Origin of the sequence: Vibrio sp. SCSIO 43135 (assembly GCF_023716665.1) — a bacterium.
GTDB classification, from domain to species: domain Bacteria; phylum Pseudomonadota; class Gammaproteobacteria; order Enterobacterales; family Vibrionaceae; genus Vibrio; species Vibrio paucivorans.
This window is the reverse complement of the sequence record NZ_CP071860.1, coordinates 1,636,127-1,649,894: the sequence shown is the minus strand read 5'-3', so window position 1 is coordinate 1,649,894 and position 13,768 is coordinate 1,636,127. Positions and strand designations below refer to the sequence as shown.

Sequence of the window (13,768 nt, the reverse complement as noted above, 5' to 3'; positions counted from 1 at the left end):
GCTTAATTTATATCGGTGTTATACTAGTCGACAAACGAGTTATCCCTTTTATAAATTAGCTGAGTTAATGCATGAGTGTTCTTTCCAACCGACAGCAGCTTTTGTCATTGCTGCATACTTTTAGTGTTGCCGCGAAGCATTTGAGCTTTACCCTTGCAGCCAATGAGCTGTTTTTGACTCAAGGGGGCGTGAGCCACCGAATCAAAAAACTCGAGCAACAACTGAAGTTCCACTTATTCGTGCGCAAAACCCGTCGTTTAGAACTTACTCCTGAAGGGGAGCGCGTACTGGCGATGCTAAACACGTCGTTCGAGCTGATTTTTTCAGAGTTGGAAGATATTCAAAGCGGTGAGTTAAGTGGTGAGCTTTATATCGGTACGTCTGGCTATTTTGCCTCTGCTTGGCTGCTGCCGAGGTTAAGCTCCTTTCGTAAGCTATACCCAAACTTGAGCCTGAAATTGCAGACTAAACAGAACCGTTCGGATTTTCAGTTTGATCCCTACGATGTGGCCATTTTCTATAGCGAAGGCCGTTATCCCAACCATCACAGCGAGCGGCTGTTTGTTGGCATTCGTACGCCCGTTTGTTCGCCTGAGTATGCGAAAGACCACGGCCTGTTAGACAGTATCGACAATCTGCGTAATGCGAATTTTATTCATAGTGGATCGCGTAATGCGTGGCCACATTGGTTGCAAGAAGTTGGGCTCGATATCGATAGTGTGTCGGGAAGCGATCTGTACAGCTTTAACGAGCAGGCCATTGATGCTGCCCGCTACTCCATGGGGGTTGCGCTTGGCAGAATGGAGTTTGTGCAACCGATGCTCGATAGCGGGCAGCTGGTTGCGCCATTTGACTCAATTGATTCGGGCAAAGGCTACGATCTAGTGTGCCCGCAAGGAATGCAGCACCGAACCAAGTTTCAGGTATTTTCTAAATGGATTCACTCTCAGCTAGATGAGGTGGGGTCAACAGAGTAAAGCTGACCCTATATTTCAATTGCCTGTATCACGGCATTTGAAGGCTTATCAATACATAGCTTGAAAGCAATAACGTCACAATTGCTGGTATCGCATCCTTGAAAGTATCGAATCTTAGGTGGAAGAAAATTGCGCCAATAGAAGTCAGCGCAATTAATGCAGCACCTACAGGAACCAAATAAGTGGAATCAATAGGAGTAAATGCGGTGGCAAGCAGGATACTTGCTGTCATTTCTACCATCCCCACTAGTCGCATTATGCTTCGGTTTAATCCGTACTTAACAAAGAACTGGAGTTGAGTATCGAATATTAATTTCTGCCAGCCAAAGATTTTAATAGAGCTGGCAAAGGTGAAGAATAAGACCAATAGGGTGTTTGTGATGTAAAGAGTGTTCATTTCGAGCCTCGATGTGTTGTTCTTAATGTTGTTTGGATATTTCACACCATTATCTATTCCCAGTTGCTATTATAAATACCAGTTGGAGACTGGTATAAATTCCAAGTGGGAATGGTTATGGATAAAATCGAGTGTATTCAAACGTTTGTCAGAGTGAGCGAGTTGGGAAGCTTTACGGCTGTCGCCATGGAAAGAGACGTTACACAGAGTTCAATCAGCAAGAAGGTAGCTTGGCTGGAAGCAAATTTAGCAATAACGCTAATTAACCGAACGAGTCGGAAGCTTTCTTTGACTGAGGCTGGGCACGCATACTACAGCTATTGCAAAAGGATGCTGGAAGAGCAACAAGAAGTTGAAGCCCAGTTATTAGCTGAGGCAGTGCAGGTTCAGGGGAGTTTGAAAGTATCTATGCCGACTTCCCTCGGCTTACGTTTACTTGCACTCCCACTCAGTGAGTTTATGCTCACCAACCCCAAGTTAAAGTTGGATCTGTCACTTAACGATAAGCAAAGTGATTTGATTCAAGATGATGTCGACGTCGCGATACGAGTCGCGAATTTACAGGACTCAACCCTCAAAGCGCGTTACTTGATGGACAATCGCGTTGTATTTGTTGCCTCAAGAGAATACCTAGACCAATACCAAGCACCACAGCAACTTCAAGACCTTAAGAAACATCGCTACATTCGCTACTCATTTATGCCATCCAAGTGGTCGATTGGCCGTGTCGGAGGTGGACGAGAGGAAGTGTCGTTGGAACCTACGTTAAGTACAGACAGCGCCGAAATGATGTTGAAGATGACCATGCTTGGCCATGGGATTACCGCACTTCCACACTGGATGGTGGCTAAGGAATTGGAGAAGGGAGAGTTGATTGCTCTGTTCACTCACTTAGAACCGATGACGCTTCCTATGTATGCGGTTTACAAAAATACTCACAGGACACCGTTAAAAGTAAGAGTATTCATAGATTTTCTAGTCGAGGCTTTAAATAACCAGCCTCAACTAGATTAGCGTTTTAGGTTTCGTTACCCATTGCAATACAAGCTTTTAATCGTATCTCTGAGCCACTGAATTTTGGGGTTTTGATTATTGCGTTTGTGCCAAATCATCGTAAACGGAATTTTGAGCTTTTGCTGTTGTTCTTCATCAACGGGAATAGGCAGAGCGACGAGGTTTGGGTGCAGCTGGTTACAATACCGTTGGCAGTACTTTGGTGCGGTAGTGATCATATTGTGCCCCGGCTTTTCTGCGACAAACAGCGCTTGCTCGAAACTCGCCATGGTGAGGTTCACGTTACGGTGCTGGCCAAGCTCTATCAAAATATCATCCAATGCCCAGCTTTCGCTTTTTTCCCACGTTACGTTGATATGCGGATAGCTCAGAAAGGTTTCCAAGCTCCATTCTTGCTGTAATACAGGGTGGTCGTTTCGCACGTAAACCAAAGGTAAGTCGGTAAAGAGCACCTCAAAATCAATGAAGTAGGGCAGTAAATCGAGTGACTCTTTAGAGCGCGGGTGGCTTTCTCGGCCAGTGAAGCCGATATCGACTTCGCCTCGAGTGATGGCATCGAGTGAGTCGTAGTCCCAGTTGTGGAATTTCACTTTAGAGTCAGGGTAGGTGTGGTGAATTCGCGATGTGAGTTCATCAACCATAATCAGCGAGAGGGGCGACTCTACCCCTAAGTTAAAGCGCACTCCGCTTGGTGCTTCGTCGCCTCGGCGTGACACTATCTCGCTGCCGATTTGCAGCCAATCAGATAGGCTGGCTTCCATGCTGCTGGCCAGGGGTGTTGGACGCAGCCCCTGCGGGGTATTCACAAACAGTGGGTCATCAAACCAGTCACGCAGTTTCGCTAAAGACTTGCTCACTGTAGAAGGCGTCACACTGAGCTTTTTGGCGGCTTTGGTGACACTCTGCTCTTGCAGCAGCAATTGCAGAGTGAACAACAGATTTAGGTCAAGGCGTGCAAGAGATCGTTTCATGGCCATCGCTACGTGGTTGATTTGACACTAATACTATTAGAGTCAAGCCGATAGCGCCACCGGCAGCCAGTGCAATCACTAACATTGCAATAGCCGACACGCCTAACATGCCCATCAACCAAATATACACAGCTGAAAAGCACACCTGAGAGATGCCTAATGTAGAGCTGGCCAAGCCAGCGCGCTGGGCAAATGGGCTCAGCGCTTGACTCATTGCAACCCCAAAGCCAATCGAGAACCCCATGCAGAGGATCGCAAAACCAGCTAAATAGAGGGTCGAGCTATCGCCATTCAAGTGAGCCGCGAGAATGACGATAGCCGACGCGATAACTAGGCTTTGCGACACAAGCAGAATGGAGCGTTGCTTGAAGTACGACAATGCGAACGGCGCTGAGAATGATGTCAGCATGCTGACAAGTGCAGTGAGTGCCATCGTGGCGGAGTATTCACCGCGTGAAAATCCAAGTATTTCCATCAAGATCATCGGTGAGGTGTTCACGTAAGTCAGAATCGCAGTGACGCCAAGCGAGGTAACAAGCACGCGAGACATGAACATAGGATCCGTAAGAGATTCATTGCTCTTCGAATCAACCTCTGTTTCCGAGCCGTTTGCCTTGGCTGCTTGCAAAGAGGGTTTGTGGGTTTTACTTGGCAACGTTTCCTTAAGAACGAACGTCGCAATGAGGCCAACCAGAACCCCCATCGACGCCATGGCAGTAAACAACACTGGCCAAGGGAATTTAAGCATAATCAGGTGGCCAATCACTGGTGCAATCACAGGGATCACACAGGTAATGCCGTTGAGCATCGACAGCACCTTAGCGCGCTTTTGATCGTCTAGCGTGTCGCGCAATATGGCGAACGCTACGACATAACAGCAGCCCGCTCCCACACCTTGGAAAAAGCGCATCATTAGGAAGCTTTCGCTCGACGTAGCAGCCCCTCCAAACCAAGATGCAACCGCAAATACCAATGCACCAAACATGGCAACCGGCTTACGTCCAAACCGGTCAGCGATGCGCCCAACAACTAACATGGTGGCTGCCATACCTGCTAAATAAATTGAGAAAGCAATATGTAGTTGCGACTCTGTGGCCGATAGGTCGGCCGCAATTTGTGGCAAACCCACTAAGTAGAGGTCGATGGCCGTTGGATAAAGCAATACAAGTGCAAAGCTGCACAAAAGAAATCGGGACATACCCACCTCACTGAAATCAATTGAATGTGAGGATAATAGGCGAAATCACGGCAATAGGCGTGTTGCCATTATGACAACAGGTATTTCCATTTACGACATCACCAAGTGAGAAGCGCTTAAAAGTTAGCCCTTATGGGCAGAAAGGTTTCTAAAAAGGAAAACGGAGCACCGAAGAGCTCCGTTAGAACAATCAAAATTAATTAGAACTGATAGTTGAATTCGATGCGATGGTCGCCGTTCTCAAACCGAACTTCTTCGTCCCAGTTGGCGAAGTAGCGTAGGTTGAAACGCGGATTAACTTGGTACGAAACAGCAAACTCATGGGTGAAAACTGAGTCATCACCGTAGAACGCGCCGTGTTTATAGGCTTCTGAGCCACTAATAGTGCCCAGATACATCGGGTTGTAGTTAAGCCAGATGGCATCGGTAATTTCGACCTTAGTGTACATACCTGCCACATAGAATGTGCCGTGTATATCATAGCGCTGGTGGAGTTCATCAGCGTCTGAGCGGTCTTTGTCCGTTAAAGGCTCCCCCGCAGCGACTCCCAATCCGGCTAAAGGGTATAGGTTAACTGGGCCGAATTTTGGCAGCGCTTGAATGAAGCTATAGGACGCCGAACCCTGATTAGTATCGAAGTTATAGTTCAGGTCAATTTGTGCGCCACGGCCGTTGGTTAAATCGACGCTGAAATTACGAAAACGCAGGGAATCGATGGAATCATCTACACCAGAATAGAGCGCTTTATTGTTGTCTCGAAAGCCAACGGCATCACCGGCAATACCTTTGATTTCTAAAACATTCATGCCCATCGTAGTGTCGGAACCCGTATCGTAGGTTTGGCCAAATTTAAGGTTCAAACCTTTGTCGCTGTAACCCGCACCCGCTTGAGTATAAACCGCAAGCGGATCACTCATGTCTTGAACAGTGTCTTGCTCGGAGGCGATGACTTGTGAAGCAGAAACCGCAGTGAGTAAACCTAGCGCTAATGTGCTTGGCAGAGAGGAAAATGTGTTGATTTTCATGATGGTATTCTTAATGGATTGAGGGATGAGTGCTCCTCCGTAAGCACTGGCTTTCCCTAATGAGAGTGGGTTACGAGCAGCGATCGAGCGCTGTTTCAAGTTCGTTCATTCTTGGGCCGTAATAACGCTCTACAAAGTAGTAAGGTTCATTTTCCTTAACCGGCATCCAGTAAGTCCCATCTTCTGGGTTTTCGGCCGAGAAAGTGATGGTGATATTGCCGTTCTCATCTGGCTGAGTGTTATAGGCATTAAATACTTGCTGCTCGGCGCCTGGTAGCGTGTTGTAAGTGAGGCCAGAATAGCGAGTAACAGACCAGAACAGATCCACGGCTGGCTCATATGGGATAGTAAACACTTCAGTATTCGAACCGTTCAAAGGCTTGCCTGAGCAGTTACTTGGCACACCAGTGTAGTAGGCATGGGTGTTATCCATTGTCGCTGAGTACACCGGTAAACCTAAGTGGCCGACAATGCCAATCACACGAGTAACATGATCGTCAGCGCGAGGCTCTTTGGAGTCAATTGGGCCAAATAGTCCCCAGTTGTCAGCACCTTCGGCGATTGAGCGCTCAAGATACACGCCAGTCATGAAGCCTTGCATGCGCTTAAACTCTGCGTCGCTGTGCTTGCCGACACGTGACTGCATCAGCTCAATATTGTCTGGGTACACATCGCTAGTGTTCAATGTGAAAGCGACAGGGTCAGTAAAGTCTAATTTACCGCCAGTCGTTGGTGCACTTAAAGAAACCTTATCTTGAATCGCATGAGTGTCGGCGATGGTTTCTTCGGTAAACACTTGCGTGCGTAAGAATACGTGTGGGTGATCGCCGCGAGACTCAATGACCGTTACGCCGTCTTTCGCTTTGTACTCGCTGCCTTGGCGAACAAACATATAGTGCGTTTGAGTAGGGTTGTATTCATCAAAGATGGTGTAGTGCTCTTGGTCGGTAATGTGGACCGAGAAGTAGCGGTCGCTGACCTTTGGCACTTCCATATATACAGGTCCTTCGGAAAGGTCTAGGACCGCTTTCGAGTACAAATGATCCAGCGCTGGGGTCACGACAAAATCGGTTCCCGAGCCCGGTAATACACGGGTATGTTTAATGATGTTAGTTCCGCCGTTATCTTCAGCGGTGTCACGCAAATAGTTGGCGTGGTGGGTGACCACATACGCGCGCATTTCTGCAGGCGTGGCGGTGATGTCAGTGCCATTCGGTAATGTGGTGGTGACCGCATCTGATGCGACTGCACCGAAAGAGACAGCGGCAATTGTTGCTGCGAGGAGAGTTTTCTTCATCTTACATCCTATTAAGCGCTATGGCTTATCGAATTATTGTTATTGGAAATTGAGAACAAGCACCTAGATAAACCCGGAGAGGGGAGGGCGTGTCGATGAAGGTAATGTACAAGTAAAGCTCTGCGCGAAGTAGATGATGGCAGCTATACCCTACATAAACAGTGTTTATGTAGGGCGGCAGCACGCAATGGGAAGTGGGGGAAAGTGAGTTGTAGGTGGAGCGAGTTAGTCTTTCAGTAACGATACTAGTTGGTTACGGACTTTAGCGTGGTGTAGGTTATCGATGTATTTTTTGTGGTAAACCAAATCGATATGAATAGTGTCGAATGTGAAAGGTACATCGAACACCCTCAAGCCAAGTTTCTCTATCAGCGGATCACGACGATTAGCGACACAAATCGCATCAGATTGCTGCACGCATAACAGCATTGAACTTGGGCTAGTCACTTGCTTAACAATCTTTCTACTGATGTTTAATCCAACCAGTTTTTCAAACCCAGAGATTTCATGATCGCCATACGGCAGGGTGACATGCTCCAGTTCGTAAAACTGCTCGAGTGTGATGGCATCACCAATTGTTGGGTGATCAGCTCGGCACACATAAGCGATCTCAACATCCACCACATGTTCATAGATAAATGACTGCTCTTTTTCTTGTTTGAAGCGTGTCTCTAAGGCCATGTCGATTTTGTCGTGTCTTAAATGCTCCAGCACCTGATATTCAGATATCGGGCTCTCGATAACTTTGATGCCGTCGAGAATCGGCAATTGAATCACAATATGCTCTGGGGCATACACCGTGAAATTTCGTGGTGTGTCTAAAGCCAGCTTTAGATGATGCTCGATCTCTTTAAAGTGAGTCGCAAGCGCGTGTGCACTGGCGGTTGGTTCGAGGCGGCGACCATGCCTAACAAACAGCTGTGTATTTAGGCTTTTCTCTAGCCGTTTGATGCTGGCCGACATGGCTGGTTGAGTCACATCCAGCAGCTCTGCCGCTTGGGTGATGCTATTGAGTTCGTAAACACGAATGAAAGGGATGATCAGGTTTAAATCCATCGGGCGCCTTTGAAACCAAAAAGTTCTGATATGCCAGCGCTGCACGCACTTTGGCATAGCTTGAGTTTGGCTTAAATCTCGCTGAGGTTCACGCGTGTCGGTGCAAATTTGTGTGCCAGCAGGTATCGCTAAGCCAAGTTGGATTCTTTTGCGCGGCCAAGATTAGATTGTGATACAGTCCGCGGCTATATTTACACGTTCTCCTGCCTCCACATTAAGGGCCAACTCCATGTCATTTTCCACTCTCTCATTGAGTTCTGATGTTATCCACGCTTTACCAAAAGAGTTCAAATCACCGACAGACATTCAGTCTTTGGCGATTCCAGAGCTAATAAGCGGGGCAGACGTCTTGGCGCTGGCCAATACTGGTAGTGGAAAAACCTTAGCGTATGGATTGCCTTTACTAGACAATTTAAATGTAAATGTCGAGCAGCAAGGGCTGGTGTTGGTGCCGACGCGTGAACTCGCCACTCAAGTGACGGAAGCGATTAACCACGTTGGTAAATCGCTTAAACTCAACGCAGTGTGTTTGTGTGGAGGCGTCGACAAAGCGCTTCAACAACAAGCGCTTGCTGAAAAGCCGAGTATTTTGGTCGCAACCACAGGGCGCTTGGTGGATTTGGTAAACAGCGGCCTGAGTCTGAGTCGGGTGCAGTACCTTGTTTTAGATGAAGCCGACCGTTTGCTCGATATGGGCTTTTGGCCAGAGGTACAAAGCATCGCGCTGCAAACCTCTGCAAAGCGTCAAACTGCGATGTTCTCGGCCACGTTTTCTGATGAGCTAAAGCAAAAAGCGAATCAATTGATGCATGCGCCAAAGCAACTCGCTGCCCACCAAGAAAACAGCACCAATCAGGATATTGCCGAGACACTGTATCTTGTGAACAAAGGCAGTAAAACTAAGGCGCTGATTGAGCTAATCCAGCAAAATGAATGGGCTCAAGTGCTGGTATTTATTGGTGCCAAAGAGAATGCGGATGGCTTGGCCAAGAAACTCAATAAGGCCGGAGTTACGACTAATGCGCTGCACGGTAATAAGAGCCAAACAGAGCGAGAGGAAGCGTTGCTTCAGTTTAAATCTGGAAAGACACAGGTATTGATTGCAACCGACCTTCTTGCTCGTGGTATTCATATTGAGCAGTTGCCCGTAGTAGTGAATTTTGAGCTGCCAATGCATGCAGAAACATACGTTCACCGCGTGGGGCGTACTGCCCGAGCAGGCCAACTGGGCGTTGCTATGTCGCTGGTATGTCATGGTGAAATGGAGGCATTAACAGCGATTCGCAGCCTCACTCAGCGTGAACTGCCTCTACAAGCGTTGGACGGTTTTCCGGTTACCGACAAACCGTCGACGGGCGAGAGTAAGCGTGCCCCGCGCGATAAAAAAGCCAACCGCCGAACCAACAGCAAAAAAAGCATCAAGCAGTTTCAAGGGAAGTCCAAGCGCTTTGCACCAAAGAAGCCTTAACAGAACCGCTTAAATTTACATTGTAAAGCGAGCTAAAAAGCCACACCAAGATAGGTGTGGCTAAGTGTTAGCTTTCTATTTGGACCTGAGTCGGCCTATGAACCTAAAGCAACGCTCACTTCATGCCAGTTTTCCGCATAAACTCGCATTAGATTCTCTCCTAAGAAACCTCTAATTTCCTCGTCGCTCCAATCGTATTGCTCTTGTAGAATTCGAGCCACAGCCCAGCCTTGTTCGATGGTTGTGTTGTAGGTGAAGCCTCCAAATCCAAGCTCAGGCGGAAATCGCTTACTGTCTTTGAGTGCTGCTGCGACGAAGTCTTGATAGTTGTGTAAGTAGTCAGTCGAGAAACAGGTTTTATCTCTGCCAATAAGATTTGCGGTGTAAACCACGTGTTTGGCAAACGCTTCTGGAGAAGCATCTCCTTCCTCATTCAAGAACATACCTACGCCAGTTGTACAAACTGCACCATTGGTTTTACCAATCGCGATGATGGCTTCATCAGACAAATTTCGACCTATATTATGTAGCCCCGCAGCATTTGAGTGAGACGCTACAATAGGTTTTGAAGAGTATTTTGCCGCTTCAACTGCGGTCTGACTTGATGAGTGAGAGACATCGATAACGACACCACTTTTATTCGCCAGCTTAACGAACTCAATGCCTTGCGTCGTGAGTCCTTTATTGTTTGCTGAACCGCCACCTGCGAGCGCATTATCTGCGTTGTAAGTGAAGTTCATGACTTTGATTCCTTCGCGAGCGTATTGAGGCATTTGGCTAAGGTCGTCAATAAGGAAATCAGAGCCCTGAACATTGAAGATCACAGACATTTTTCCATCCGCTTTAGCATTGCGAATATCGAGTGTGGTGTGAGCCTGTCGCGCCCCTGATTCTTGGACCGCAATTTTTGTTTGTTCTAGCGAATAATCGATGTCTTTTATTTGTGAAGATGGGTAGTTGTAAAGCGATACGCTCGCGACAGAAACACCTGCTTCTTGATTCCTTTTATACCCCTGTTTTACCAAGTGTTTAGGGAAACCAGTAACGCCGACGGCAGCGGGTAGTACCGAATTAATGAAAATAGCGTCGCCAAACTTCTCCCTAAACAGCGCATCTTTTTGAGTTTCGCTTGGTGAGCGTGGAGCATCGTAGATGGTTGCAAGGTAAGCGGCTCGTGCTTTGATTTCTTGTTCCGATTTTCCACGGGCATTCCAAAGTGGCGCTTGGAAGTCGGTGTCTGAGACGAAACCAGCTTTTGCTGTCCAACCGCCTTCCACATGAATATGGTCGTGGCCTATATCATGTGAGAACGAGTAAGACGAAAAAAAAGCAGTGGCTAAGGCTAGGGTCGTGACTTTACGTGTTTGCATCATGGCACCATTTATTTCGGGATTTGGATGCATTGTATTCAAGGGAAAATTCGGTTTTTACCTAATCGTGCCAAAGCGGACCTCTTGGCGTTTTACTCTCTCAAGGCTTTCAAATACTCCTTTGGTGTCGTCCCCGATATGCGCTTGAAAGAGCGGGAAAAGTGCGACACATTTTGGTAGCCCAGCTGTGTAGAAATATAGGTTAGGCTGTGTCCTTTCCCCATCAATCTGCATGCGTTGGTATACATGACGCTGTCTTTTATTTTGCCGAAACTCAGATTTTCAGCTTGCAGTTTTCTTTGTAATGTTCGCTGCGAGTATCCCAGAATATCGGCGGCCTCTTGTACGGAAAGGTTTTGCTCTCTTGAGTATTGCTCTAGCAGTTCGAACACTGAGTCGGAAAAGCTGGTATACCACTCCACATGAGGTTGTTGCGATCCAAGTGTATTCGGAGGAATCTCAATTTTCTTATCAAGTATGTGTTGAGGGAGCAGTATTTCGGTGTCCTCGTGTCCGATATACAGTTGGCAACTTGCCCCAACAATTTGGTTAACAATTGAGTCGTCAGTGACCTGCAGTTTGACTTGCGTTGGGAGCCAATCCGAATGCGTCAGATGCTGAATCAAGGCGATTACATAGCTTATAAAAAAGGGCTCGTGCCAAGTGATGGACTTTTCTGGCTGTTGATAGTTTGAACGGCATAGCCAAAACTGACCATTGATGGATTTTGCCAACACGCTGCTGCCTGGAGAGTCGAGAGAGAATATTGCTTTTGCGTGCTGCAATGCCTCGCCAATGGTTGAATAGGCTTCAAATTGGTGAAGAACATGAGGGACGGCGAGCGTTTTAAAGTGGGTGAAAAGTATATCCAGTGTTTTCTCTACACCAAGCTCGTCTGCTGCTGCGTTGATGAGGCGATTGAGCGACAGGTTAGGCACAAAGTCACCGTCACTTTGCATAAGATCTAAAGGCAAGCCGTTGTTAAAAATAAGGTTATCTGGATTGAGCCCCGCTTTAGTAAAAAGCGTAATAAATTCTTTGAGGTAAGTAGATCGAATTACTGGGATTTCATAAGATTCAGAGCTCATCGCCTTTCCTTCTACTATTCGCCAATAGACAGTATATATTCCCTTTAGTGAGGTATCACTCTCTTAATTTAGCGTCTTCAAAGCAAGAAGTAATGCCAATAAATCTTAATAAACAATAGGATGCTCGTTTGCCAACTGCTGCATAATCTTGATCACCAGTAGTTGCTCCAGCCCTTTAAGATTGAGCAAATACGACTTCGACATGGTTTCTAGGTCGGAAATTTTTACCATGGCAATGTTTGGGTGGGGCTGAAACTCATGCAGCCCGACATAGCTAATGCCAAGCCCTTAAATACTGGCTTCTCTTACCCCTTCTCGTCAGCCAGTGTTATTAACTCAATTTCAGCCAACTTGTGAGTACTTGCTGCTACTAAATCCACCCTCTGGATATTGCCATTTACAGTGTGAATGAGTCTGCCTGGTAGGTTTTATGTACCTGTGCAGTTTTGCTCATTAAATCCTAATGAAAGTCGAGCACTCCTTTGATCTTGATCAGTTCGTGTAATTAATAGCCTAACCCGAGTCACATTTTAAGTCTTATCTTGTTGGATGATTTTTCATTAATGGTACATTTCAAATGTGAAACGCAGGGACGTGTTGACCAATAGTGTTATTTACGTTGTTTTTGAGCATGAGATTCTATGAGTTCAACCAAGTTCCACATCATGGCTAAACCTGCCAGCTTTAAGTGCAATCTGAAGTGTGATTACTGCTTCTATTTAGAGAAAGAAAACTTTATTCAAGAAAGTAATGATCACTATCTAATGTCGGATAGTAGTATGAGAAACTACATTAAAAACTACATTCGAGACTGCGATCTAGATGTTATTGATTTTGCTTGGCAAGGTGGTGAACCAACATTAGCTGGCTTAGATTTCTTTGAACGTGCGGTTAACTATCAAAAGAAATACTCTAACGGGAAGAAGATCACCAATAGCTTCCAAACAAACGCAATTTCAATAAATAGTAAGTGGGCTGAATTTTTCCACAAAAATAATTTTTTACTTGGAGTTTCCATCGATGGTATTTCTGATGTACACGATAGGTATCGTATATCTATTAACGGCAATCCAACTTTTGAAAAAGTAAAAAGCTCAATTGAGCTATTGATTAAACATAACGTTGAATTTAATACATTAACGGTTGTTAACGATAAAAATTGGCATCGAGGAAAAGAAACCTATCAGGCATTAAAGTCGATGGGCGTTGAACATATGCAGTTCATTCCAATTGTCGAGGTAGATCAAAATCGCACTGGATGTAACGGTGCCAATCAGTCAATCCACGATATCAATGAAATGGCGTCTTTTTCTGTTCCACCGCATGGTTTTGGAGTCTTCCTATCAGATGTGTTTGAACAATGGGTTCGCGAGGATATTGGGAAGATCTACGTCCAAACATTCGAGAGCATACTGTCTACTTGGATTGGGCATGGCGCCACCATTTGCCACCATTTGAATGAGTGTGGCGCATCGTTGGTACTTGAACATAATGGCGATCTTTATTCGTGTGACCACTACGTTTATCCATCACATAAGCTGGGAAATATTCACGATACAAGCATTGAAAAACTGGTTTCAAGTAAAAAGCAGACTCAATTTGGCAAAGCTAAATATAAAAAAGTTTCAGAGTCTTGTCGTCGATGTGAATATTATTCACTTTGTAATTCTGGTTGTCCAAAACATAGGATAATAAAAAGTAGCGGTGAAAAATATAAAGAAAACTACCTATGTGAGTCTTATAAATTAATTTTCTCTAAGACTTCATACGCAATGAAAATGATGGTTAATCAGATTCAAAGTGGTGGTTCACCTCAAAATATAATGGCTCTGTATGCCATGAAAAGTTAATTAAGTAATTAGTTATATAAAGTAAGAATTAATGCAGTGATATATCTGCAGGGTTTC

The 13,768-nt window shown here is 45.8% G+C and carries 12 protein-coding genes; 4 read left to right on the top strand and 8 right to left on the bottom strand.

All coding sequences use genetic code 11. From position 1 onward, the window contains the following. The first annotated feature begins 71 nt into the window (after positions 1-71). Positions 72-977: a LysR substrate-binding domain-containing protein gene (locus J4N42_RS21980; RefSeq protein WP_252032500.1), complete on the top strand. Its 906-nt coding sequence runs from the start codon at positions 72-74 to the stop codon at positions 975-977. Between the two features lie 28 nt (positions 978-1,005). Here J4N42_RS21980 and J4N42_RS21975 read toward each other — a convergent pair whose 3' ends face one another. Next, the gene (locus tag J4N42_RS21975; protein WP_252032497.1) at positions 1,006-1,374 is read right to left on the bottom strand and encodes a DoxX family protein; all 369 of its coding nucleotides are present in this window, start codon (positions 1,372-1,374) and stop codon (positions 1,006-1,008) included. A gap of 117 nt (positions 1,375-1,491) precedes the next feature. On the opposite strand from J4N42_RS21975, the gene J4N42_RS21970 reads away from it, so the two are divergent. Beyond that, complete coding sequence (locus tag J4N42_RS21970) at positions 1,492-2,388, top strand: LysR family transcriptional regulator (protein WP_252032494.1); 897 nt, start codon at positions 1,492-1,494, stop codon at positions 2,386-2,388. A 14-nt stretch (positions 2,389-2,402) separates the two neighbouring features. Here J4N42_RS21970 and yidZ read toward each other — a convergent pair whose 3' ends face one another. The 5 genes from yidZ to J4N42_RS21945 all read right to left on the bottom strand — a co-directional run bounded on the left by yidZ (position 2,403) and on the right by J4N42_RS21945 (position 7,935). After that, positions 2,403-3,359, bottom strand: a complete 957-nt coding sequence (gene yidZ, locus J4N42_RS21965) for an HTH-type transcriptional regulator YidZ (RefSeq protein WP_252032491.1) — start codon at positions 3,357-3,359, stop codon at positions 2,403-2,405. Next, positions 3,334-4,557: an MFS transporter gene (locus J4N42_RS21960; protein WP_252032489.1), complete on the bottom strand. Its 1,224-nt coding sequence runs from the start codon at positions 4,555-4,557 to the stop codon at positions 3,334-3,336. The genes yidZ and J4N42_RS21960 overlap by 26 nt, the downstream gene beginning before the upstream one ends. 200 nt (positions 4,558-4,757) lie before the next feature. After that, the gene (locus J4N42_RS21955) at positions 4,758-5,582 is read right to left on the bottom strand and encodes a hypothetical protein (RefSeq protein WP_503035468.1); all 825 of its coding nucleotides are present in this window, start codon (positions 5,580-5,582) and stop codon (positions 4,758-4,760) included. A 70-nt stretch (positions 5,583-5,652) separates the two neighbouring features. Further along, positions 5,653-6,879 carry a DUF1254 domain-containing protein gene (locus tag J4N42_RS21950; RefSeq protein WP_252032483.1) on the bottom strand — a complete coding sequence of 409 codons (1,227 nt, stop codon included), beginning with the start codon at positions 6,877-6,879 and terminating at the stop codon, positions 5,653-5,655. 225 nt (positions 6,880-7,104) lie between these two features. Continuing rightward, positions 7,105-7,935: a LysR family transcriptional regulator gene (locus J4N42_RS21945; RefSeq protein WP_252032480.1), complete on the bottom strand. Its 831-nt coding sequence runs from the start codon at positions 7,933-7,935 to the stop codon at positions 7,105-7,107. A gap of 229 nt (positions 7,936-8,164) precedes the next feature. Between J4N42_RS21945 and J4N42_RS21940 the strand changes: the two genes are divergently transcribed. After that, on the top strand, positions 8,165-9,403 hold the full coding sequence (locus J4N42_RS21940; RefSeq protein WP_252032477.1) for a DEAD/DEAH box helicase: 1,239 nt from the start codon (positions 8,165-8,167) through the stop codon (positions 9,401-9,403). A gap of 95 nt (positions 9,404-9,498) precedes the next feature. Here J4N42_RS21940 and J4N42_RS21935 read toward each other — a convergent pair whose 3' ends face one another. Both J4N42_RS21935 and J4N42_RS21930 read right to left on the bottom strand, forming a co-directional pair. Further along, positions 9,499-10,773 (bottom strand): dipeptidase, encoded by a 1,275-nt coding sequence (locus tag J4N42_RS21935; RefSeq protein WP_252032475.1) that lies wholly within the window; start codon positions 10,771-10,773, stop codon positions 9,499-9,501. Positions 10,774-10,865: 92 nt separating this feature from the next. Beyond that, entirely contained in the window at positions 10,866-11,861 is a 996-nt protein-coding gene (locus J4N42_RS21930; protein ID WP_252032472.1) for a helix-turn-helix domain-containing protein, read from the bottom strand. A 641-nt stretch (positions 11,862-12,502) separates the two neighbouring features. Here J4N42_RS21930 and J4N42_RS21925 point away from each other — a divergent pair. Beyond that, positions 12,503-13,711 (top strand): anaerobic sulfatase maturase, encoded by a 1,209-nt coding sequence (locus J4N42_RS21925; protein WP_252032469.1) that lies wholly within the window; start codon positions 12,503-12,505, stop codon positions 13,709-13,711. Positions 13,712-13,768: the final 57 nt, after the last annotated feature.